This is a genomic window from Paenibacillus shirakamiensis (assembly GCF_017874255.1).
Classification (GTDB): domain Bacteria; phylum Bacillota; class Bacilli; order Paenibacillales; family Paenibacillaceae; genus Fontibacillus; species Fontibacillus shirakamiensis.
Genome location: NZ_JAGGLD010000001.1, coordinates 134,648 through 159,850, shown reverse-complemented (window position 1 = coordinate 159,850; position 25,203 = coordinate 134,648). Strand labels below are relative to the sequence as shown.

Genomic DNA, 25,203 nt, shown 5'->3' with positions numbered 1-25,203 from the left:
TCATCGCTCCAACGCTACAGGCACATGGACTTGTCTCAAAATATGGCTCAGTACAGCTTCAGTATGAAGGTTATCCATACGGGATTCGGGCCGAAGCAAGATTCGGTGCCCTAGCACATAAGGTGCCAGCATTTTGATATCATCAGGAAGGACATAATTCCGTTCATGTAAAAAGGCGTAGGCTTTAACGGCTTGAAGGAAAGCTAAAGAAGCCCGAGGGCTTGCTCCAAGCAGCACACTGTCATGTTCTCTTGTATGTCGGACGATGCTCACGAGGTAATCCATTACTTTGGATTCCACATGTACGTCTCTAATTTCACGCTGAATAGCCGCAATCTCATCCATACTCGTAACGGGAACCAATTGGTCTACAGGTTGTCCAGCATGATGAGCATGAAGCATCGATCTTTCTGTTGTTTCGTCAGGATAGCCAATTTTAATCTTCATCATGAAACGGTCAAGCTGTGCTTCAGGCAGCATATATGTCCCTTCAAAATCAATGGGATTCTGTGTAGCGCATAACATGAACGGATGTGGTAGAGCATAGGTTACCCCATCCACCGTAACATTTCGTTCCTCCATGACTTCAAGAAGTGCCGACTGTGTCTTAGTCGTAGCACGGTTAATCTCATCCGTTAGCAATATATTAGTCATGACAGGTCCTGGCCGAAATACAAAACGCTCCTCATGAGGATGATAGACGGATAAGCCTGTAATATCACTGGGTAAAATATCGGGGTTACACTGAATTCGTCGATATTCCCCGTCCATAGAGCGAGCTAGGGCCTTAATTAATTGGGTTTTTCCAGTTCCAGGCACATCTTCAATTAGAACATGTCCACCTGCTAAAAGAGAGGTCAGGAGCAATTTTATCTCAAACGTTTTCCCCAGAATGCAGGATTCTAAATTTAATCTGAGGTTCGTGATCGTCTGCACAGAATCATGTAGAACCGTCATGTGAATAAGTTCCCCTTTCGCTGTCATTACAGTTAAAAATAAGATAAGTCTGTATATATCTTCCTATTGTACATGATGAAATGGTCCTGCGTATACTTTTGTCTCCCTGTATAAAGTCACAAGAGCGGTATATGCTACGCCCTTTTATCAGGAAATCAGTTATGCACACATAGCAAAAAAGAGTATTTCATGACCATCTTCATGGTGAATGAAATACTCCTTTTATTGTATGGATAGATATCCTTTGATATAGATCCACTTCCTCATAACCTTAACCTGAAAAAATTATTCAATCCGATTTGTAACTATAGGATTAACCTTTTGGCTTAACTAACACAGCGGCGAAAAAGGAAAAAATAATGGCGGAGGAAATCCCCGCGCTGGTGACATCGAAAATCCCAGTAACTACGCCAATCCAGCCATCCCGCTGTAATTCCGTGAGCGCTCCATGCACTAATGCATTACCAAAACTCGTAATCGGCACAGAAGCTCCTGCACCCGCAAATTCTACTAATGGATCATACCAACCCAGAGCATCCATGAGTGCACCAACCACAACTAAAGTGCTCATCGTATGCGCTGGTGTTAACTTCAATACATCGAACATTAACTGACCCACTACGCAAAATAATCCACCGATTAGAAAGGCCCATAAAAAAATCAATGTGTTTTCCTCCTGTCTTCAAAGTATCGCTTTAAGTAAAGTTAGTGGACACCATTCAGACCAAAAATAATATGAACGATGCCAACCAAAAAAGCCGCTACAACGCCGAAAACGATGACAGCACCTGCTAATTTGAACATATTAGCTGCTAGCCCAAGCACCATTCCCTCTGCCTTATGTTCGATCGCCGCAGAGCACATGGAGTTCGCAAATCCGGTTACTGGAACAGCTGAACCCGCGCCCGCCCATTGCGCTAATTTGTCATATAGTCCTAAGCTTGTAACTACGACAGAGATGAAGATGAGGACAGCAACCGTGGGATTCCCCGCTTCTTTGGTCGTCATATCGAAGTAGGACATAAAAAACTGCTGAATACATTGTCCAATCAGACAGATTGCTCCTCCCACCAGAAAAGCTTTGAGGCAGTTCGTCAGGATATTTTTGCGAGGTTCATGCTGTTTGGCAATGGCTTGGTATTCCTTCGGGCTCAATCCTTTTACCTGTGAACGTGAGCTTGTTGGTTTTGTCGCCATATTTACTCCTCCTAACCCTAGTTCTGACTATGGGTTGATCCGGGAATGCTTTTTCTTCCTTATCAGTATGGTTCAAATATTAAATTGTTATGATTGGTAAATCATCCATATGGCTGAAGTGTATAAGGCTCAAATGGACATTGGAATTCAGACTTCAACATAAAAAGAACCCTTCCAAAGGATGGAAGAGTCATCGGTGCTCTGCTGCGCTGTTACATGTTCTTAGTGGACTAAAGATAGCCGCATTGATGAAGCACATATAACACCAATACCAACACAATAAATAAAAGACAAATGGTTAGCAGTTCCTTCACTTGAATCGTCAGCATACTAGTTGCCCCCCGCCTGAGATTCCGGCATTCTTCAACTAACGTATTCCTCTAGGCATCAGGTTGTGCCTGTCTTCTCTAAATCAGGTACGGGTTGCACAACTCGGCTGGATGGGTTCATACTAAGAGTACTGAACTTAAAGGAGGACATCATCATGAATGAACAAACACTGGATTTATTTCGTAATCTCACCGAATTCCCTTCAGCACCGGGCTTTGAACGTGAACTTCGGGGATTCGTAAAAGACAAACTGTCTGCTTATACCGAGGAATTTGTACAGGACCGACTCGGAAGCCTTTTTGGCGTTCTACGCGGCGATGAACAAGGACCTAAAGTTATGGTCGCAGGGCATTTGGATGAAGTCGGATTCATGGTGACCGGGATTACGGCCAAGGGTATGGTCACCTTCCAACCGCTAGGTGGATGGTGGAGCCAAGCCGTTCTAGCTCAGCGTCTACAGATTATTACGCCTAAAGGCCGCATTGTAGGAGTTGTCGGTTCTATTCCTACCCATCTTTTAGATGAAGTGACTCGTAACAAACCTGTGGATCTAAAGACCATGTACCTCGATATTGGTGCAGACAGTCAGGAAGAAGCGGAAAGCTTTGGCGTACGTCCCGGGCTACAAATTGTGCCGATCTGTGATTTTACACCGATGGCGAATCCTAAGAAGATCATGGCCAAAGCTTGGGACAATCGTTACGGAGTTGGACTTGCTATAGAACTTATGGAAGCACTACATACCGAACAACTTCCGAATGTATTATACTGCGGCGCTACCGTACAAGAAGAACTTGGTCTTCGCGGCGCGCGTACGGCGGCGAATTTGATTCAGCCGGACATCTTCTTCGGACTCGATGCCAGTGCAGCGAACGATATGATGGGTGATAAGCGTGCTTTTGGACAACTAGGGGAAGGCGCGCTTCTTCGGATCTTCGATCCAACGATGCTCACGCACCGAGGTATGGTCGAATATGTGCAGGATACGGCAGATACACACAAGATCAAATATCAGTATTTCGTATCTCCGGGCGGTACGGATGCCGGACAAGTGCATTTGAGCGGAATCGGTGTTCCCTCCACGATCATTGGTATCTGCTCCCGTTACATTCATACTTCGTCCTCCATCATTCATACGGACGATTATGCGGCTGCCAAAGAGCTGTTAGTGAAGCTGGTCAAGGGACTTGATCGCACAACGCTGAATACCATTTTGGAGAATAGCTAATAGGCTTGGATGCTTGGATGGTTCATCTAATGGACGCAGATATGCGCTAAGAGAAAGAGACAGTTCTGGATGAAAATTAGTGCTTAGAACTGCTGAATAGCTATGACTTTATAGCTTTGGAATTGAATAGAAGAATAAAATCAGCATAGAAAATCAGATGCAAAGACAAGAAAAGACCCTTTTTTGAGCTACCGGCTCGGAAAGGGTCTTTGTTCTGTAAGATCTATATGGAATTTGCTGTTGGATGAACTGTTGGATAATGTTGGATATACGATTGAATATCTGTATAAGTGAAGAGTTGGAACATTACTAGTTAAGTTTTTTAGTATTATAAGATCTTAGTAATAATTGATTTTTACTGTAGAATGGGTAATCGCACAATATGGATTAGTTATAAACTTCTACTCAAATACATTTTTACGAAAAACATGGATACGCAGTGTGTTTGCATTGAAGATATCTTTGCTGATGATTTTTGAGGAGCTTTTGCATAAATATCAACTTATAGTTATCATCTCTACTAATCTGAATCTAATACATTAATTTTTTTCTATGAATTTACTCGATTACTTATACTCTTCTATTCACTTATACTATTTATTCACTTATTGCATTTTGTACTTTTTTGTTTCATACAAATTTTCTGTTGTTTTCTTTTTATTCTTTTTCAATTGTCTTCTTCATCTAATTTTGTTTTTCACCCTCTCTTGAGTCTATTAATTACTATTAAGTTCAATTAAGTTATTTGAATTCTTTTTTAATTTCATGATTCTTTTAATCTTTTTGCTCCTCTTTTTAATTCTTTAAATTCCAATGAATTTCTTTGAAATTCTTAAATCACTTTGTTCTCTATCTCTGCTCTCTTTATTATTTATTATTGTTACATAGTATTAGCTTGGTGAAGGGGAATCTAGTACATACGTGTTCACTAACTGCCGAATGACATCGCCCCGGCTGATGACGCCCACTACTTTATCGCCATCAACGACAGGTATTTTTTTAAAATGATGTTTAGATAAAATGTCCAGCGCAGTGTCTATCGGATCATTCGAAGAGACCTTATAGAGCCCTTTTTTCACCATAACCTTGTCTACGCGTGTTTGCAATTTACTTGTCACGGATTCATCCAACGTCTGTGCATCCGTCTGAATAGTATAAGAGAAGAAATCATAGACTCGTCCGCTCATCGGCCGAATATACCTCAGAACGTCGCCATCGCTGATCATCCCAATAAGCTGATGTTCTTCGTTCACCACAGGAACCCCACCAATTTTGTTATCCACTAAAAGCTGAAGTAACTCTCTTAAGGTTGTACTACCACTTGCTGTAACGGGAGTCTGAATCATAAACTGTCTGACTTTCATAAAAAATCCCCCTTCTCTGGCTGTGTGTGACATGTCATACTTTGACTATACACTTCTATGTACATATATTATGTGCATTTTGTCACATACTTAATTGTTATTTTGTTATTTTGTTATTTTGTTATTTTGTTATTTTGTTATTTTGTTATTTTGTTATTTTGTTATTTTGTTATTTTGTTGTTTTGTTATTTTGTTGTTTTGTTATTTTGTCAGGCTTACAGGAGGTTACTCTATTGGCTAAAGCAGATTATATGATGTCCATTTTGTGGATTCTTCAAGCACGCCGCAGTGTCACTGCGCAGGAATTAGCTACAGAATTAGAAATTAGCACTCGCTCTGTCTATCGATATATCGATGGTTTATGTGCTAGCGGCGTACCTATTATTTCAGACGCTGGTCATCATGGAGGATACCGATTACACGAGGGATTCACATCAGCCCCTCTTTTACTAGATGTGTTAGGTCAGAGAACGTTAATTCAAGCCGTAAATTTTGCACTGGACACCGGCTTTCCCCATTCAGAACAATTACGCAAGATTATACATAGCTACAAACAATATATTGGCCCGGATCAAGTGGAATTAGCCAAACGCCATGAGAAAACACTTCAGGTGTTAGCGCCTTCCTCTTCTGCATGGGAAGTTTATTTGAAGTGCTTAGAACAAGGAGCGGCTGAGGGTTTTTCCGTTCAGATGCGCTACCGTAAACATAGTGACACGGAGGATGTTCAGCGAACTATTGATCCGTATGGCTTAGTCCAGTGGAAAAGTACTTGGTATGTCGTTGGCTACTGCCATCTTCGGCAGGATATTCGCAGTTTCCGGGTCGATCGCATGGCGGATGTAAGACTAACTGAGTGTTCGTTCGAAATTCCGGAGAATTTTGCAGCGGCTGATTATTCATTCAGCATCTAGTGCCAGGTGTTCAATCGGATGACACGCTGATAACAGTCATTATTTCCGGTCAGAACCAAGCTCTTGACGAACTATGTCGTCACTGGCTATTTTCATATGCCCTACAAGAAAGAGATGTAGAACGAGCGGTATTTCGCATTCAAAAGAAGGCAATACATACGTATGTACCTTATTTTCTACTTCCTTACGGACGGGCGATTGCTGTCGTGGAACCTGATATTTTACGCAAACGAATGATTGAAGTATTAGAAGAAATGATGGGTCATTATCGGCAACAAATCTGACATTGAACTTCATTGAAATTCACTCAACTCCACTAAATTTAACTGAACTTTACTGATCTTTACTGAACTTTACTGATCTTTACTGACCGTAACTGTCAGTGAATGCCCCATATAATGAATGAGAATCTATAATCTAAGGAGGTTTCACTTTACATGCATCCCTTAAAATATCAATTTTATATCGCGACCACACAAGACAAAGTATGGAAAGCCTTGGTGGAGCCCGAGTACGTTGCTCAAATCTATTTTGGTTGTATTATTCAGTCTACATATGAGAAAGGGAGTGCTTTAGCCTACGTTGGGCCTGGCAAAGATGGTGACGAGACGGTCCACGTGTTCGGAACGTTGCTGGACTACGAGCCGGGTCGTCTGCTTCAATTCACCCATCAAGTAGGTCCCAGTTATTTAGAGCAGCCGGACAGCTTCAATCCGACGTCCCGAATTACTTGGGAAGTAGAACCTGCTGGCTCAACTACTAAACTTATCCTTACCCATGATGAGTGGCAGGCAGAAGATCCTAACTATGAGCGCAGTGACGCATCATGGTGGTTTATTTTAAGCAGTTTAAAGTCGCTGCTGGAGACAGGCAGGCCGCTGGAGTATAGTGCTGAATAGTTGGGAAAGGCTAGATAAAGAGGAACTGGAGTAAGATAGAGATAGAACGAATACAGATTTAAAAAACGAAATGCACTGTTTAGATAAACACCTGAAATTAACCTATTATTTCAAAGTGTTCTCTGAATGGTGTATTTTATTATATGAATTATGGGACGACAGTACTCAAATATGCTTTTTTCACCTAAATAAAATTGCATCCAATCGTCTATATAATTAAAGATAAGCTAATTGTGTTACATGTAATGAGTTGTGAACAGTTGAATTTGGATGGAGGCTTAGGAGACAGAACTAATGTTATTTGTAATTGTTATCATTAACTCACTGCTATTTGGATTTAGTGGACCAGATCTCTAGTGAACATATCTAAGTAAATAAATCATGTATTCATGCCCCTCTTAGCCTCTTCAGAATACAATTTAAAGACATGGACGGAGCCTAGATTCATTTTATTAACTTTTTGAACTTTACTAGGATCAGTTCCATTTTTGAATTGTCAAACCAATGAATTTCCTTCCAATAGTCATTATAATCCTTAATTTGTGCATACATGGATAGAAGGATGCTTTTATCATAGGATGTAGATTCTTCGATAAGTAGGCTATGTAATAGAGCAAAACATTGTAATGGTAGTCCATTGACTTTCATGTCTTGGCATAGTTCTTTAGCTAACTTTATTTCTTCAAGTACATCTTCCGTAAAAATCTGCTCTCGAAAGTTCAACTGTATCCCTTCTTTACTATTGATTTCTCAATTTTTGTCGATTATGAATATAAGGATGTTAGGCTTGGTTTCAAAATTGTATATCTTAAGAAAAAAAGTGTAAACTACATAATTTCCGAACTAGCAATGGAGGATTCACATGAAAAAAATTTCCGTAGCCGCATTTATCACCGATGGAACACAGTTTCTCGCTTGCCACTCGACCGGCAACTCATTTTATGATCTGCCTAAAGGGCTACAAGAACATGGTGAATCACCTATTGAAGTGTGTCTAAGAGAGACGCAAGAAGAGACGGGACTGATATTAGATATACATGAACTTCAAGATTTATCTGTATTTCCTTATATGAAGGATAAAGATCTGCATGTATTTAGATGGCTGACGCCTCAATTGCCAGAGCTAGAAAAGTTAGAATGCACCTCCTATTTTAAACACTATCACAGCCATCAGATGCTACCCGAGGTAGATGGATATAAGTACGTGAAATATGAAGAGACTGAAAAGTATATGACGAAAAGTATGGCTGGGGTGATCAATAAACTTTTATGAGCAAGTTAGATATATTTCTATTATGTAAGATTGGGATTAGAATGAAAATTAGATTTATTATTCTTTTTTATATGATTGAATTCATAAAAATTGTATACCTAAAACATACTTTATTATAATGCTAGCTCACTTTAAATTACCTACCGAAAGAACCCCATAATTTAATGAAGATATACTGCAAATAAGACCTGATTAATGGTTGAGTGATAGATTCGTTCGTCCCAGGGTAACCCCACAAAAAAAGAAACCTTGAAAGGCATGAAGCCAATCAAGGTTTCTTTTTTAAAAAGTTAGCATAGATACGGTGAAGCAAATGGCTCTACAAATAACCCTGCCTTCCTAATTTCGTTTAACTTAAGTGGACACTCTTTTTGCAGTCCAATATACATATAGTAGTCGTAACCAAAATGAACAAACATGGAAGACATCGACAGCTTACCCCATAAATGATTTCGAAGAATTAGTTTACATAAATCGGGTACATTTGTAATGTCAATATGATCTCCATTTTTTATAGTTGCTAAAAGCTCAGTCATGCTTCTCGAAATATACTGATTATGACTTGCACTATCGTTATATTTCTCTACATTTGTAATTTTCAGTGAAAATAAATTCATATATTCCATTAGAGACGTTACTGCATTAATATATTTACTTTCTATAGACAGATAATCTGTTATGGTAAATTGACTTCCTTCATAAAATCTCCCAATATCAGAAAATGATGTCCATTCTTCTTTTTTAAATCTTCCTTCATTATCACGAAAAACTGGGTCATACTTTGTTATTCTCCAACAATACATTTTATTAATCCCCTATCCTTTTTAAATCTTTATTATAAGTACCCTTTCTTGTAGACTTGCTTCCTAAATTTTTTACTGAATCAGCCATTTTCCATACCCCACCAATATGACTATCGACATCAGGGGTAATATACTTGTTTCCCTTCCTAAAGACAGGGGCTCCATTAGAATAGAAGTTTGTCTTAGTATATCCAAGCTTTTTTGCTGCCGCTTCGGCCGCTTGAGAATTCATACGTCCAAACAGTTGCAAATCTAACTTTAACCTATACGTGCTCTCAACTTTAGTACCTCCAGTAATGGCTGTCTTAACCCATTTAAATCCATTCCATGCAAATCCAGCTCCCTTAACAATAACGAATTCGCCTCCAGCAGCTGGTGGATAGGCTAAGGCTGCTTCATTGGCTATATACCAAATTGTTTTTGCCGTTACTGTAATTACTTTAGCAGCTTTTACAAAACAGTCTCCAGCATCTTTCCAACTTTTTATACCGCACATTCCCGAGGGATCAATATAAATTAATGGATTGTTCGTAACATACGTATATAAATTAAGGCTCATCGGATTATTAATCTGGCCCTCGTACGTATCCTCACTAATAAATCTTCCTTCGCTTGGATTGTACCATCTAGCTCGAAGATATTCTAATTGAACAGTATTATCCCATAACTCCCCTGAATACCGGAATGGATTATATACAGTTTCCTCTTGCTTTAGGATGTTTCCCCAAATGTCATACTCATAGTGGTTTAACTCTGCTCCATTCTCATCTCGAATCTCAGTGATATCACCATGTCCATTAGTAAATGGATATACTTTCTTGCCATCTGGGTATTCAATAGCTTCCAGCTTCTGACCTCTTATATATCGAGCTTTCAGTTGAGGTTTATCATTAATAATTGATGCTTCCGCAATAATTTGATCGCCATCATAATAGTATCTACTCTTGGTACCATCCTCGGTACGATTTACGAGAAGTCCATCGCCATCATATTGATACTGTACCGATTTACCATTGACTTTCACTTGGATCAATTGATTTTGAGTATCAAATGTGTTCGTTTTTTCCTCAGCATTATGAACTTGATTGGTTGTTAATGATGAACGATTGCCTACCTTATCGTAAGCATATTCTTCATCAAATGCAGATGAAGCAGAAATACGATTCAACTTGTCATACTTGTAGGAATTCAACGTTCCATTGGGAGCAAGATCACTGATGATATTACTATTGGCATCATAACCATACTCGAAATTAGTTAACAATTGATCGCCTTTTTTGCGTTCAACTGATAATAATTTCAACCCCTCATAATTGTTTTTCGTGGTGATGTTGGACTTCACACTTGTCTGTTGCAACAGTCCGTTTGCTTTGTAAGCATATTCAGCTAACGGAATATCATCTTTACTACTTCCAATAGTCTTAAGTCTATTCATGTTGTCATAGGTATACGTCACGTTAAGTCCAAAAGGACCTGACAATGCTGTACGATTGCCCGCTGCATCATAATCCAACTTCAATATTTGACCATCAGAATATGTCTTCTGTTTTAATTCCTCTGTAGATGGATCATATTGATATAATGTCGTGCCCGTCTTATCTGTCATACTCACTCGTTTACCAGTATCATCATAAGCAAAGCTCACTGTCTCATCGGGGCTTATGCGTTGTATCAAACGCTCCTTCAGATCATACGTTAGATTCTTCGTAATTCCATTGCGGTCCACACTCTTAATTAGACTGTTGTTGGCATTATAATACTGCTTAGTTAGTTGTCCTACTTTATCTTTGGTTATTATAGCTCTTCCTAATTCGTCATAGGTACTTTCTTTCACACTCCCATTGGGATCTGTTTTAGAGATGAGCTGACCAAACATATCATAATTATACTTAGTGGTGTCTCCATTTGCGTCAGTCACACTCATTAATTGACCTAAGAGATCATAATTATAATTTGTGGTATTCATATTCGCATCGGTCTGAGTGAGTAACGACCCATTGATTTTATCATAGGTACTCTTGCTCATCACTTTCAAGGAAGTAGCCGCAGCAGTTTTTTCTTCGATTTTTTCTGTTCTTCCATATATATCCGAACTACTGGTTTGTACATTTCCTTCCGCATCGATTTGTGTCTGAGTTCTTGCACTATCATTGTAGGTAGTTCTTGCTTCCGTTCCATCTGCGGAAACTGTGGAAGTATTGCGTCCCCAAGAGTCATAACGATATTTCGTTCGATTTCCTAGAGCATCTTCACTCCAGTCTACTCTTCCATAGGGATCATACCCAGATTTCTCTTTTACTTCATAACCCTTGTTACCTATTATCCCCTTTTCGATCTGGGAACCTAGAGGATTCCATCTTGTCATGGACTGTATCCCTAATTCATTCGTTACTGTCCCTGTATTCTGAATATCATCATAAGTACTACTTAACGATGTGTGGTCAGGATATATGACTTTGGTAGCTCTACCTAAAGCATCATATTGATACTCCGTCCGATGATTCTCACCATCTACACTAGCTGTTACGTTGCCTCTCAAAGAATCATATTCCAAGGAGGAACTGACTGTACTCACTTTACCATCTGCATCAGTAACATTGACACTTTGCTTTGTCGGAAATGCTGATTGATAGACTGAGCTGTACTCCGTTGTCGTAGTAATTTGTTTGGAACCATTTAATAGCGTCTGCAAAGTCATATTACCAAAAGAATCAAACCCACTATAATTCACTTGTTGTAATAACGGTCCTGTGTTACTTCCCTTACGAACCACGATTTGAGTAATATCTCCAAATGAGTTCCTAGATAGTTCAGTGTATTTAGAATTATTCATGTCTACTTGTTCAGTAGAACTTACAAGCCAGTGCTTGTTGGAATCATAGGTATTGGTTACTGCAGCGCCCTTCTCATTCGTAGAGCTAGTTACATTCCCGTAATCATCATATTGCGTTAAAGTGGACAAGGAATCCCCATTTAAATTGTTAGTTGTTACTGTTCCTGTAGGGGTAGCTGAAGCAAGAGGATGATTAGCCACCGTCTTCCCATACGTATACGCTGTCGTCTTCTCTAATCCATCTGCTTTTATTACCATCTGATCCAGATAATATTGTGATGACTCTGAACTATATCGCTTCTTATACGTAGATTTAGTATTTGTTAATCCATTGTCCATGACGGTAGAGAATGTCATATCTTGATCGTACGAGGAACCTAAGTCACCATTATAAAAGAATGTCTGACGGTTATTATCACTCTTCGTACCATCTGCGTAAGAGATTTGATCTTTACGTGAACTCATACGATAATGATCTTCCACAGAACTCGTTCCTAAATAACGCTTGACTGGTGTTGCTTCGTACGTATAAATTGTTGCCGCACCGGTTGGATACTGAACTTGAGACATTAATACATATGGATTGGAAATTGCTCTTTCTGGATAATCATTCATCAGGTTGAATTTAGCATCGACTAACTTATAGGAATATGTCGTCTTTCTTCCGATCTCGTCCGTCACAGAATCTAGGAGTTCTATACCTTGTTCTGTATGCTTGTTATACTGCACCACTTTGTTACCTTTGCTTAAGGTCACTTGGGTCGCAGAGTAAGAGATTTGAATTGTATTACCAATTGCATCTTTCACTTGAGATAATAATTTACGGCCATAAACCGCATTCTGTTCGTACATGAATTGAACTGTATTCTTATAAGCATCTGAAATTTGTAAAATGCGACCATCTTGTGCAAAATATTGATTCGATGTTCCATCTACATTCGTCAGTACATATTGTGAAACTTCCCCATTGACTGTAACGGTTGTGTCTTTATTAAAAGTAAGTCCTTCCCAATCGCTTCCCTTGAGCTTGGTTCCCTCTACTTCATAGGATCCACCCTCTGCAAGATAGACTCTCTGCTTTCCATCTTGTGTGTCTACATAAGGAAGTTTCCAAGACCACCCTTTTCCAATAGGATAGAGTTTTTCATTGAGAGGCTTAGATGTGCTATTGTAATACGTCTCGCCTTCTCCAACATCATATACAAAGGACTGAACAGTTGCATTTGGGCTTGAAGATATATAATCATTATATTCGCCTTCATCATCATCATATAATTCTCCGGGATTATTCATAATTAGATTTTTAAAATCATTTGCTTCGGACCATGAATCAATTGGAACCGAGCTTAGCGATATGCTGGTACCTGGTCCTTCAATTATGGAAGTCTCCACGAAAGGTAGTTCTTTCAATGTGTATGCATATCTCTGCTTCGCACCACCTCCTAGAGATTCCCATTCTGTATATTTGGTATCTGTAGTATAAGAGGGTTTCGTTATCGTTCCCTTGTAATTCTGCTTATATTGACGGGTATCATATCCTGGCTTAGTTACATCACCTTTATACGAAGCCACATAAGTAACGGTGCAAGTATAAGTTGCGGAAGCTTTGCTAGGGGAAGGACAAGCTTTGGTCTGATTTGTATCGACCCGATTTAATGTTCCGCTGAAACCTCCTGAATTATAACTAATGGATGTAGGGCAAGGATGGTCGGATTCTGTGGGAGACCACACACCATTTTTGTCATATTTCCCTTGCTGTGCATTGGTACAAGAAGTACTTTCAGTCCTTGACTGCGTAGCTTGATAAGAACCTGATGTTACAACAGCAGCTCCATCTTGATATAAAGTTCCTCCCAAACCATTAGATGTGTAGAAAATGGATGAAGGAAAGCTATTCGAAGAGCTTGTTCTAGAATCCTTGATTTCTATAAATTCTGCGGGAATGGTATATGTGACACGTCTACTAGCCACTTGATTTGCTTCTGCTGCTGTTGCATAGACTCCCTTTGTAAGGGTCTGTGTGTCCAAAACGCCATAATCTGTGTCCGGAACCCCATCATTATTAAAATCAATTTGAGGAGTACGACTCTCAATGTACTTGACAGTATACTGAGGAATTTTTTGTTTCCTAATTCCATTAAATTGTACAAAATACTTATACATATTGTATGAATACTTGTTAACACCATGACCTACTTCGTAAAATTTAGAATCATCTGAATTATATTGACGACTCAGGGAGAAGGATAGTCCATTTCTACCAGGTAATGTTGCATCGGTCTGCTGTAATCCTAATCCCCCAGAAAGACTAGATACGGATTCATTGTTACTCCCAATAGAGAATGGCGCTGTATTAAACGAATTTTTATCATATTTCGGAGCTTTTTCTAATACAGGCTTGACTTCTTGTGCATCTCGTAAGAGCGATTTATTAGACTTTTTCTTTTCTTTAGCAGATTCTTTCGACTCTGTGGAAGCTCCTTGCTTCCCTTCATCTTTTGCTTTTTCTGTAGTTCCTTCTTCCTCATCTGTAGAGGCTTCTGTATTGCCAGTTTTATCTTTCTTATCCCCCTCAGAAGTGAGATTTTGTATATCAGCCTTCTGGTCTGTTTCTATAGTTGTCTTATCCGTCTCTTCTGTAGCTGCTGAATTTTTGCTATCTGTTGCAGAGTCTTGAGGATTTCCTTCGTCAGGCTTAGTATTAGGATTATTGTCTGTTGTTGGCTTCTCTGTTGCAGGTTTTTCTGTTGTTGGCTTGTCTGTTTCTGATTTATCCGTTGCTGGCTTATCCGAATTCACTTCATCTTGAGCACAATCCGATGGTTCACCCTTTTTGCTATCCAGCGTGCTCTCTTTTTCTGTATCTGTTTCCTTATTTTCCGGTGAAACTTGATCATCAGAAGGTGTACAACCCTTCTCCTCCTCCGTAGGCTTGTTCTGATCTGGCGTTCCTAGATCATGATCTGCTGGGAAAAAGTCTTTCGTCTTTACGATACTAGACTGACTACTTTCAACGGCATTAAATTTCTCAAATAATGGATTCACTAGTTTGTTAATTACTTTGGTTGTAGCTTCAGCTGATTTATTAACTTCTTTGGGATAAAGACTTGCTAAGGCAACGTCAAAGCTAGTCTTATCTTGCCTCGCTTTATAAAAAGCAGAACCAATCTGTCCAAGAGAATAGCCCTTGTCTCTATAATCTTGAATCACTGCTTCTGTTGTAGAAAATTGACTAACAAGGAACTGGATCTGTGGATCCGAAGTATCCTCTTCTGCATAGGCCGCTGTAGGCTCTATAACATCTGTTGCAAAGCTAGCAAGTAATGTAGCCGTTAATAAAACAGATAAGGCCTTTTTAAACTTCAAAAAATACATTATTTAATATTCTCCGTTCTATTGTTAATAGGTTGGTTTAATTGATAGTTATCTTGCTTTGTAACTGATTCCCTTGTGAATCATAAGTGTAGTTCATAGTGTAGTTTTTATTATTCAGCGTGTATTGAATCGTTAATAATCTACCTGCAGCATCATAGGTATATTTATAATTCTGCTTTGATCCATATCCATACATAAAAGTATAAGAACTAATTACTTTTCCTAATTTAAGAGCTGCTACTTTTACTGTAACGTTCTTGGCGATCGTTATAGGAGATATGAACACAGTGCCTGACTCTGGTGCTGAACCATCTAATGTATACTTTATTTCATCTGAATCTACCGAGCTAAATGATAGATTAAACGCAGTATTATAGGTACCAGAAGGTGAACTAGCCATAATAAGACTAGGTTGTTTCCAACTGTCTCTCTTAATCTGTGTATAAGACCATGCATATACTTCACCGAACTTTTTGTTGAATCCATCATTAATTGCCTGATTCATCCTGTTCCAAATTTCAGATTTATTAGGATCTTTCACAAATCCTGTAATGTAATGAATTTTATTCGAGGGATAATTTAGATTGCTTTGAATAAGATCTAGAGTTTGTAAATGTTGATCCATACGATTGTCAATAATATAGTCATAGTCTTCGAACATAACAAAATCCAGATTAGGATATTTCCACTGTTCCTTCGGGAAATTTACAATTCCCATCATGGGAGGGGTCTTTTCCTTATCCATAATGGCTGGCGTGTATAAGAGAACTGTAAATTTAGCGTTAGCAAATTTTGCTTTCAGAGCATTTTTCAAATACAGCGAGAATTCACCGTTCTTATCTCTCAACCAATTTAGCATTTTCTCATGTCCCTCGATGGGGTCATGACTCGACTTGTATTCGTACATGCTCTCGCCTGACTCTTGTTGGTATAACTGGCGTGTAGATTGGTCATAAAATGCAGGAGATGAAATAGAATTACTATCTGCTGTCCACCATGCAGGCTCTCCCAGTTGAACAATTGGCTCTAGATTATTTGTGGAAGCAATGCGTCCAAGCCCTTCAACCAAGGATTTATAATAATTTTTCACTTCCGCATTGGTAAAACTGAGTAGATAAGGAGTAGGGTCCCATCCCGATGTAACTGGTGTATTGTTCCAAGTTCTCTGCCACCAAGTCTCAGGGGCATTCACATTCTCCATGGATATGGAATTGATTAATTTGTAATGATTGCGTTGTAGATTTTGACAGTAATTGGAGTACCATGATTCAAATGCAGCATTAAATGGATGATCTTGAATAATCTCCATGTGGGTACCATTATACTTTCGATCGTAATACCTAGTAGTCCCAATATAGTTGCTTACCGTGCCTGTATATCCTAGTTTGCTATAATCTGAGACTATACGTTCTGGGGTTAGATTGTACGTATCATCATAGTCATCAGTCATTCTTAGGGATGTCTGGGGAGAGGTAATTGGATCTCTCATTAAAAATGTATTCCCTGTAACATTCCAATTGGACATTGTGATCGTGAATTCTTCTGAATTCTTCAAATAGGGTGAAGCGGAATTATAGTCATAATTTAAAGGAGCATAAGACCACATAATTTTTTTGATATTATTCACAGGAACTTTCACCCAGTCCGGATTAGGACTCCACTTGTCTACCATCATCGGAACACCATCGCCATATTTCATTGGCTGTCCATTGGCATCTAATAGGGGAACACTGGACCACACATAAGGAGTCCATCCAGCATACAGATTATTGAAATCTATCTGAATAGAACCTGTTGCACCATCTGCTTGTCCAGCAACACGATGCTGAGGGAAAGTAGTTCCAGTTGAAGTTTCCCAATTATCAGTTGGTCTATTAACCACGTAATTCCAGAGCCTCACATAATAATACTGACCATCATTCGTCTCAACTGTGAGTATAGGAGCTGCTCCACTATCCAGCGTGGGCGTATATCCCGTTATATTGTAGTTATAGCTGAGATTCACATCTGTAAAATCGGGCTGAGTTGGATATTTTAACGAAGAAGGGCTGTATTTATCTTCTACTTCCCATGCCATCCCACTTAGATCTTTTGTGGTTCTGAAATTTCCTTTTGTTATAAGGGTATGTTCATCATTCGTTACAGTGGACGAAGACATATCTGAGGAAAAATTATTCGTCATATATTTGGATTGGAATTTATAAATGTCCGTTGAAGGAATACTTCTCGGGTTCATGGTGGAAATAACTTTGGAACCTATACTAAATGGTTTGATAGGCTTATTAAGCTTATCTGTAGGTGCCATCTGCGATTTCCATTTTTTCAACTGTTCCGCATACTGGCTATTTAGTTTATCCATGTCTTCATTGGGATTCGAGCCATTTGACTGTCTGCTAGATTGCCTACTCTCTTCAGACGAAGCTGAGTTCGCAAACAAAGTTTGTGAAGGAAGAACTAACCAAATTATTATGCAAGTAACGAACAAAATACTAATCTTTTTCATATTTCCCCCTAGATTCTTAAATGATTGTTATGAACTAAGACTTTCCTCCTATATTTTTAAGCGCAAGATTTAATATACAAGATCTTACTTAGAAAAAACAACCATTTTTTAGGGGGGGGGAACTTTTAATTTTTCACCATATTTACTCGTTACACTTGGTAATATTATCCGTTATATTATTTTGAAATTGAAATGTGCATTTAATTAGTTATTAATGTCTTCGTGAGATGACTAGCAATACAGTTCCCATTGCTGTCGTAATCATATTGGATCACATATTGATATAGACCTTGTTCGTATTCAAGCTTGGTCAAACGACTCGCAGCATTATAGGTATAGACCTTATGCGGTGGTGGTGAGATTCTTATGAGGTAAGGACCCGAGCCATACGCTCCTAAATCATCATAAATGCGTAAATATACCGATTCATCATTTGCCACACTAAAAGATACATCGAGATCTTGTTTGTTAAGCGTTGTTCGTATAGCTATTTTTTTACCGGATGCATTGACTGCCTCTAACTTGTAATTCTTCACGGTAGGAGATTTCAATGTAAGAGAGTAGCTCCCGCCTTTTGTAGGAGTAAACTTATAATAATCTTGATCCGATGCACTAGAGATATTCGATGAGATTGTGTGAGATAGAGGTATATCTGATGCCGTTTCTATAGAATTGTTAGGTTCTAATGTGTCTTCAGCTACAGCTTCTTTAAGATAAAATGCATCAAGTGCCACAATATAGTTGCTGCTTGCCGTGTTCTTACCTGTTATCACAAATTTGATTGCATGTGTAGCACGGCTATCTAATGTGACATCCCCAACTGTGATGTTCTTATAACTTGCACTTGAATTGTAAAAGTCGATAGGTTTGCCAACAGCAGCTCCATCCACATACATCTGTGCCATTCCTCGGTTAGTGAATTGTTTTAATCTAAGATCAAGTTGATATTTGCCTGCTTTACTTATCTGAAAAGGATACTCAATGTAATCATCTGTTACATTGGATTCATAAAACGTATGATATCCATCACTAGAATCCTTTTCTCCAATTTTAGAAAGAACTTTTCCAGAGTGTTTGACACCTGTAAGAGATTCGAATTCCAAAACCGTCATACCAGTTAACGTACTAATATCTAGTACATTACTCCAGTCCGAATATACATTATCCTGATTTTTGGCTTTCACTTTGAACTTGTATGCCTGTCCGGAAGTTAATTTGGTTGCAGTGAAGTAGGTCTGAGTTCCTGGTACAGCTCCTATCTTCTGATTCTGTTCATAGATTTCATAACTAGATATCCCTTTTGCATCAGTTGCGGCTGTCCATTCTAAATTCACGCTAGTATCCGATTGAATCGTAGATTTCATTGCTGTAGGTGCTGAGGGAATTGTTGCTGCTTCTTTCTTACTTAAATAGAAACTATCAAGTGCCAGTATATAATTGCTACTCGCTTCATTTTTCCCAATTAGCTTAAATTTAATAGAGTGTTTTATAGACGCATCCAAATCCATAGACCCAATCATCGTATTTATATATCTTGCTGTTACATTATAAAAATCTACAGGATCACCGACTGGAGTATTGTCCACATAAACTTGTGCAATTCCACGATTTGTGAACTGCTTCAATCTGAGATTAAATTCATAACTCCCATTAGCATCAATTTGAAAGGGATATTCAATATAATCATCTACCTCATTCGATTGATAGAAGACGTGATATCCCCCACTTGCTTCTTTTTCATTTACTTTAGATAAGGCATCTCCAGAATGTTTAACATCGGCTAATTTCTCAAATTCGTAGACTTTTTTTCCTGATAGAGTTGTAAGGCTGAGGCTCTGACTCAAATCGGAATAGACTCCGCTAGTATTCTTGGCTTTCACCTGTACCGTATATGTTGTTCCTGCAGTCAAACCAGTAACTGTATAAAATAGCTGAGTTCCTCCTACCGTACCAGCCAGAGCATTATTAATATAAATCTCATAATTTGCTATACCCGAATCATCTGTTGATGCTGTCCATTCCACATTCAACGTAGTATCCGATTGTATTGAGGATTTAAGATTAGTAGGTGTTGTAGGAGCAAGAGCTTGGACTGCCAATTTGGACATAGTTTTGGATTTCGCACTTTTTAAGTTGGAGCTTAGAGCTTCAGTAACTCCCCCTGTACTTACGGAATAAAGAGTAAACAGACTAACGACCGATAATGTGAGTGTTTTTTTAAGTGAAATCAAAAGTAATTCACCTCTTCTAAAAATTTTACATCTTTTTTTAATAAATTTGATAAACCTCTAACATTTGAAGAACCATTAACCGATAGAATAATAGACTAGAATTATTCATTATTTATCCGCCATTTGTCTTATATATTTATATTTATCAGAGCCTTTCCGCCTATATTTTGAGTCGCAAGGACTAATATACAAGAATTAACATGGCAAAAACAACCATAATTTTAAGATTTTCAGTACTTTTTTTACTTTTATCTTAAAATATGGTTTTTTGTGATGATATTTTTATGTAATTTGTAATTTTTTTACTATTTAATACTAAAGATACAGCTAAGCTGTTATTGGATTATTCCAGACTATATGAGGCTCGTAATCTTGTAATATGTATATTCTAATAAGTTCTTTAATTTAAATATTAGAGCTAAGAAATCGCTTACAATAATTGGAGGAAATTTGTTCCAAATGTTGTAAGTCACCATAGTCTGTAGTACTATATGTATAAAGAACATCTGCGTAAGATACAATGAAATAAGGGACCGGCGGCTACCGATCCCCTGCACAACAACTTGAGTGGGCTACTCCCTCGAGACTAGAATTACACGAAGAAGTGACCTGCACGGTTCGCCAACCTTGCGCAGGTCACTTCTTTTTTCGTTCGATGTAGGTCAATAGCGCAATCAATAATGCACCAAACCCAATCACATCTGAAAAGGAGAAGTTCATAAGCCTCACCTCCTTCCGGAGGGAGACTTGCCTACTCAAGGCGTGTTGTACTAGCTAAGTATAACATGAGTATTTGGTTTTTATTAACAGTAATTTGAAATGCATACAGCCTTAAATCTGATTTGCGAGTTCTTGAAACAGGACAAGATAGATGCTACCCATGTTTTTATGTATCTTTAGTGAATTCGTAGTTCATTTTGTCTTTTCACTAGTTCTTTACTCAGAGGTACACACCAAAACTTACGTGTGTAAGATTAACATAAGCATTACAGATTTGAGAAGAATAATAAGGTTGAAGTTTTGGTATAATTCGCCTAGTAACAAATGATCCAAAATTTTCTATATTCTCATTGTTCTGTTCGTAGCTTACTACTGCAAAATGAGTGTCGTCATTACCTGCAATGAAATCGATTTCATGTGATACTGTTTTTAGAATCTCTTCATAAGCAAAAATCAATTTGTCAATATCATCGTAAATCCGTTCACTGGAAAAATCCACGTCAAACAAATCATTATCAAATTCACGATATTTGCTGTCATCATAATAAAAACTTTGAATTTCATACTTCTTGTTAAATTGAGATCGTAGAATATCTGTAGCTTTTGAAATATCGCTATCTGACATTTCTGTTTCTGTCATCATTGTCGTTACTAATCTCATTTAACTAACTACCCCCGTCTTCTCAATTAAGTATGCCAATGGGCATGACTCACTTTAATCGAATTACTCTTCCCCTCACCCCTACCATATTGATAGTCCAGCGCATTATCTATTCAGCGGAAACATTTTACCAAATTGTGGAGTCTAATGAATAATACATTTCAATTAAAAGGAGACCTCTAACGTGAAAAAGATCAATTGTACGTTAATGATCATAACTTTACTTTCGGTTTCACTTATAGGATGTGGTAATAGCTCTCCTCGGGTGAGCCAAGAACAGTCCTCTACTCAGACTCAGCTTCCAGAGAAAACTGCTGAAAATCAGAAAAAGGTAACGGTGTCACCTACGATGAAGAATAATGATAACGAATACGAAAGACTTAATTATTTTATGCCTAGCAACAAGGCGGAGATCACATCGAGCAAAAATCAAATTACGTGGAAAAAAGATAACATCTCCCTGATTGCCAGAACCTCATCTACAACAATTAATTCCATACAGGTCACCAACAGTAAGGCCCATTATGACATCCACATTCCAAAAGACATTCAAGTTAATCATGCTAAACTTACCTCCATCGCCTTATCCCCAAGCGGACGATTTTTAGCAATCAACATCTTTGTTGCAAATGTAGGTAACCAGTTAATTGTCGTTAATCTCGAGAATGGAACAAGTACAATAATGAATAAGTTAACCCAAGTTACTTACGAAACCATTCACGCTTATAACTGGGCCCCTCTAGGCAATAAACTTGCTTTTTCCTATGGAGATACAAGCTCCAGTACAATAGCTATATATGACTTTAAACATCAAGAGGTAAAAACCTTACCTCATAATAGCAATTTAATTAACACCCTATACATCATGTGGAATACTGAAGGTACACATGTAGATTTCATAAGTGAGGCCCCCTCTGATAAGTTCAAATTATATAGATATGCGGCAGGTGCGAATACCCTAAAAGAAATATCTGCGATCGCTCTAGATGAACTACCTAAATATAGTAAATATGCTCCACAACCCTTAAATCTTTAAATTAATGTTGTACTCGTGAGACATAGCTTAATTTTTTTGTTAATCGTCTAGAATTTTCAACTTGCTAAAAAATAAAAGGTAAACCATATTCGAAAGATACCGCTCTATATTAGAAAGTAGTGATTTCTAGATTGGATTTTCTTAGCCAATCAGAAAGCAATCTTATACAGAGTTATTAGAGTAGCAAAACGATAATGATAAAGTGATGGTAAATTTAATCAATAACGATTACATCAAAAAAACTCCCCCAATCTGCCAAAGCCTAAGTTGAGGGAGTTGTTTCTTTACTCTAATTTTTCCGCTTACAAACTAAATTTATTGAACTTGCCACAAAGCAGGAACGTTAGACGGTTCCCAGCCTACCAAAGATGTATGAGGCTGACGGCATACATAAGTTTTGCCACTATACGATACAACATCGCCAACTTTGTAGCTTACATTCGGTGCCCAAGCTTGCGGACCATTGTTAGCCGCTGTAGTAACACTAACATTGGACCCTGTGGACACGTTTCCAGCAGCATCTTTTGCCGTCACCGTGAACTGATATGCTGTGTTCGCTGTTAGTCCATTAATTGTAGCTGTGGTACCTGTTACATTTACACTGTTCGTACCATAAGTCACAGTATAACCAGTTACACCCACGTTATCTGTGGAAGCTGTCCACGTCAGTGTTACGCTAGTCGCTGTTTTTGCAGAAGCAGTTACGCTACCCGGTGCTGTTGGAGCTGTTTGGTCGCTACCTGTGCTTGCCGCATCTGTTTTTACAGTTAGAGCCGTACTAGCGGCGGAAAGATTGCCTTTTGCATCCTTAGCTTTTACTGTGAATACATACGAAGTGTTCGGCGTAAGACCTGTGATAGCAGCGGAAGTTCCTGTAGCGTTAAAAGTCTGTGTGCCATAAGACACAACATATCCCGTTACACCTACATTGTCTGTCGATGCTGTCCAACTCAAATTGACCGTAGTGGAAGATTTGGATGCAGCTACTACATTCGTAGGAACCGTTGGAGCTTGTGTATCTACTACTGGAGGACTGAAGGAATCTAGGTATGCCCGGTGGCTATTAGAAAATTCAAAATTGTTGAATTTGTCCCAGTTAATTGACCAAGTCATCAGACCGCGGAAGTCTGGGAAGCCACTTGTGCTACTGCGCATTTTATAACTGGATAGTTGAACGCCTTTCATTAGTGCATCGAGTGCTTTTTGCACTTCGGCTACAGAAGTAAATCCTCCACCTGCATTTGCATTAGCAGGCAGACCAAGTACGACTTGATCGGGACGAAGTGCCGGGAAGAAACTATTTGCATTTTTGGCAATAGGGAAACCGGCCAACAACATATCAGCCATAGCTACATGGAAGTCGGCGGTGCCCATATTGTGATATTGATCATCTAATCCAGTAATTGGACCAGAGTTGTAGTTCTGTACTTGAAGCCAATCTAAAATATCACGAGTCGCATAGATGACTGGTAAGTAGGCACCTGCACGACTATCACAGCTAATGCAGCTTCCACCATAGAAGGAATATCCCAGTTGTACAAAGAACGTCTCTGGAGCCATAGTCAGATAAAATTTATCTGTACCAAAGTGGCTGTTAATAGAACGTAGTGCCGAGATGAGATTAACGATAACTGGAGTTGTCGGATTTTTAAAATCACTGTCTCCTGCATTTAGGAAGAGAGAATGACCTTCAAAATCTACATCAAGACCATCAAATCCATATTTTTCAATAATAGCGGTTACTGAATTCACGAAATTATCGCGAGCAGCTGTAGTACCCAGTTGCACTTGACCATTGGCTCCACCAATCGAAATAATGACTTTTTTGCCTTGGCTTTGCAGATAAGCTACGTCTGCTTTGAAGTCCGCATCCGTATAGTTATAGGGTACGAATCCAATCGTTCCGTTCGTAACCCCCGCACTAGGTTCTGCAAAAGAAACGTTGATCACATCAAACTTAGGCGATACATCCCGCAATTTAATAAATCCCGAACCATTATCGAAATTGTGCCAATACCCTACAAGTGTCTTGCTTGCTACAGCGGCATTCGCTTTCGGAGCTCCCATACCTGAAAATGCAAAGAGTGACAAAAATAAAGCCGTGATTAATGCGATCATTAACGGCTTGCTTGAACGTGTGTGATTAACATTCATTCGTAATTTTCCCCCTTTTATAATAAAACTGATATCGTATCGTGACTAAGGCCTTTTATGTTCGTGGTCATGAATTGACTAACCTTTCTCACCTCCTGATAGACTGAAGTTATGGAATGAAATCAGTCTTCAACAAGTTTCGGAACCGCTTTCATTCTCCTTCATTATCAAGAAAATACGCTAGGCGCATAAGGGGGAATATCCAATTATAGGGGATAAATTCTTCTGTTTAGGTTAAGAAGATGACAAAAAAAGCCTGAGGATTCAGGCTTTTAAGAGAGCAATATCATATTTTATAGGATATGAGTCTGCATACATTAGGGCAACAAAAACTACAGGCGAGAGAAAGTGTGTCAATCTATCCACGCACTCACATGGAGTGCGACATAAGCTACACGCAATTCTTAAAATATGCACCGAAATTTCAATCCACGCACTCACATGGAGTGCGACCTCAGCCCATATATCTAAAGGCACACCGCCCTTGCATTTCAATCCACGCACTCACATGGAGTGCGACTGATCTTGCTGATGTACCATTGGGAACACAAGTTATTTCAATCCACGCACTCACATGGAGTGCGACTTACGCAAAGCTTCTTGATGCTAAGAACCTTCAAGCCATTTCAATCCACGCACTCACATGGAGTGCGACTCGATGAGGAGAGCGAGCTAATAGCAAGTGTGGAATTTCAATCCACGCACTCACATGGAGTGCGACTATT

General features: G+C 38.8%; 16 protein-coding genes and 1 CRISPR repeat array (1 of these 17 running past the window's edge). Of the genes, 6 read left to right on the top strand and 10 right to left on the bottom strand.

Going from position 1 to position 25,203, the window contains the following annotated elements; translation table 11 throughout:
- From J2Z69_RS00645 to spoVAC, 3 genes are all read right to left on the bottom strand, one after another.
- On the bottom strand, window positions 1-957 hold the full coding sequence (locus J2Z69_RS00645) for an AAA family ATPase (protein WP_209860390.1): 957 nt from the start codon (window positions 955-957) through the stop codon (window positions 1-3).
- A gap of 313 nt (window positions 958-1,270) precedes the next feature.
- Window positions 1,271-1,621: a stage V sporulation protein AE gene (gene spoVAE, locus J2Z69_RS00640; RefSeq protein WP_209858265.1), complete on the bottom strand. Its 351-nt coding sequence runs from the start codon at window positions 1,619-1,621 to the stop codon at window positions 1,271-1,273.
- A gap of 41 nt (window positions 1,622-1,662) precedes the next feature.
- Window positions 1,663-2,154 carry a stage V sporulation protein AC gene (gene spoVAC / locus J2Z69_RS00635; protein WP_209858264.1) on the bottom strand — a complete coding sequence of 164 codons (492 nt, stop codon included), beginning with the start codon at window positions 2,152-2,154 and terminating at the stop codon, window positions 1,663-1,665.
- A gap of 484 nt (window positions 2,155-2,638) precedes the next feature.
- On the opposite strand from spoVAC, the gene J2Z69_RS00630 reads away from it, so the two are divergent.
- Complete coding sequence (locus J2Z69_RS00630) at window positions 2,639-3,712, top strand: M42 family metallopeptidase (RefSeq protein ID WP_209858263.1); 1,074 nt, start codon at window positions 2,639-2,641, stop codon at window positions 3,710-3,712.
- A gap of 890 nt (window positions 3,713-4,602) precedes the next feature.
- On the opposite strand, the gene J2Z69_RS00625 is transcribed toward J2Z69_RS00630, so the two are convergent.
- Complete coding sequence (locus J2Z69_RS00625) at window positions 4,603-5,076, bottom strand: CBS domain-containing protein (protein ID WP_209858261.1); 474 nt, start codon at window positions 5,074-5,076, stop codon at window positions 4,603-4,605.
- A gap of 233 nt (window positions 5,077-5,309) precedes the next feature.
- Here J2Z69_RS00625 and J2Z69_RS00620 point away from each other — a divergent pair, with 233 nt between their 5' ends.
- From J2Z69_RS00620 to J2Z69_RS00605, 4 genes are all read left to right on the top strand, one after another.
- Window positions 5,310-5,990 carry a helix-turn-helix transcriptional regulator gene (locus J2Z69_RS00620; RefSeq protein ID WP_209858259.1) on the top strand — a complete coding sequence of 227 codons (681 nt, stop codon included), beginning with the start codon at window positions 5,310-5,312 and terminating at the stop codon, window positions 5,988-5,990.
- Window positions 5,990-6,274, top strand: a complete 285-nt coding sequence (locus tag J2Z69_RS00615; protein WP_209858257.1) for a hypothetical protein — start codon at window positions 5,990-5,992, stop codon at window positions 6,272-6,274. Before J2Z69_RS00620 ends, J2Z69_RS00615 begins: the two co-directional genes overlap by 1 nt.
- 153 nt (window positions 6,275-6,427) lie before the next feature.
- A complete protein-coding gene (locus J2Z69_RS00610) occupies window positions 6,428-6,889 on the top strand; it encodes an SRPBCC domain-containing protein (RefSeq protein WP_209858255.1) in 462 nt (153 codons plus the stop codon).
- 862 nt (window positions 6,890-7,751) lie between these two features.
- A complete protein-coding gene (locus tag J2Z69_RS00605) occupies window positions 7,752-8,162 on the top strand; it encodes an NUDIX hydrolase (RefSeq protein WP_209858254.1) in 411 nt (136 codons plus the stop codon).
- A 290-nt stretch (window positions 8,163-8,452) separates the two neighbouring features.
- Here the strand turns inward: J2Z69_RS00605 and J2Z69_RS00600 are convergent, their stop codons facing one another.
- The 5 genes from J2Z69_RS00600 to J2Z69_RS00580 all read right to left on the bottom strand — a co-directional run bounded on the left by J2Z69_RS00600 (window position 8,453) and on the right by J2Z69_RS00580 (window position 21,288).
- Window positions 8,453-8,965, bottom strand: coding sequence for a hypothetical protein (locus J2Z69_RS00600; RefSeq protein WP_209858253.1), 513 nt, complete (start codon window positions 8,963-8,965; stop codon window positions 8,453-8,455).
- A gap of 4 nt (window positions 8,966-8,969) precedes the next feature.
- On the bottom strand, window positions 8,970-15,173 hold the full coding sequence (locus J2Z69_RS00595; RefSeq protein ID WP_209858252.1) for a toxin C-terminal domain-containing protein: 6,204 nt from the start codon (window positions 15,171-15,173) through the stop codon (window positions 8,970-8,972).
- A gap of 37 nt (window positions 15,174-15,210) precedes the next feature.
- A complete protein-coding gene (locus tag J2Z69_RS00590; protein ID WP_209858251.1) occupies window positions 15,211-17,676 on the bottom strand; it encodes a chitobiase/beta-hexosaminidase C-terminal domain-containing protein in 2,466 nt (821 codons plus the stop codon).
- Between the two features lie 200 nt (window positions 17,677-17,876).
- Window positions 17,877-19,907: a fibronectin type III domain-containing protein gene (locus J2Z69_RS00585; RefSeq protein WP_209858250.1), complete on the bottom strand. Its 2,031-nt coding sequence runs from the start codon at window positions 19,905-19,907 to the stop codon at window positions 17,877-17,879.
- Window positions 19,908-20,847: 940 nt separating this feature from the next.
- Window positions 20,848-21,288: a hypothetical protein gene (locus J2Z69_RS00580; protein WP_209858249.1), complete on the bottom strand. Its 441-nt coding sequence runs from the start codon at window positions 21,286-21,288 to the stop codon at window positions 20,848-20,850.
- Between the two features lie 184 nt (window positions 21,289-21,472).
- Here J2Z69_RS00580 and J2Z69_RS00575 point away from each other — a divergent pair, with 184 nt between their 5' ends.
- Window positions 21,473-22,324, top strand: a complete 852-nt coding sequence (locus tag J2Z69_RS00575; protein WP_209858248.1) for a TolB-like translocation protein — start codon at window positions 21,473-21,475, stop codon at window positions 22,322-22,324.
- A 315-nt stretch (window positions 22,325-22,639) separates the two neighbouring features.
- On the opposite strand, the gene J2Z69_RS00570 is transcribed toward J2Z69_RS00575, so the two are convergent.
- A complete protein-coding gene (locus J2Z69_RS00570) occupies window positions 22,640-24,478 on the bottom strand; it encodes a fibronectin type III domain-containing protein (RefSeq protein WP_209858246.1) in 1,839 nt (612 codons plus the stop codon).
- A gap of 354 nt (window positions 24,479-24,832) precedes the next feature.
- Window positions 24,833-25,203: a CRISPR direct-repeat array (repeat unit 32 nt; unit sequence ATTTCAATCCACGCACTCACATGGAGTGCGAC) (it continues 260 nt past the right edge of the window).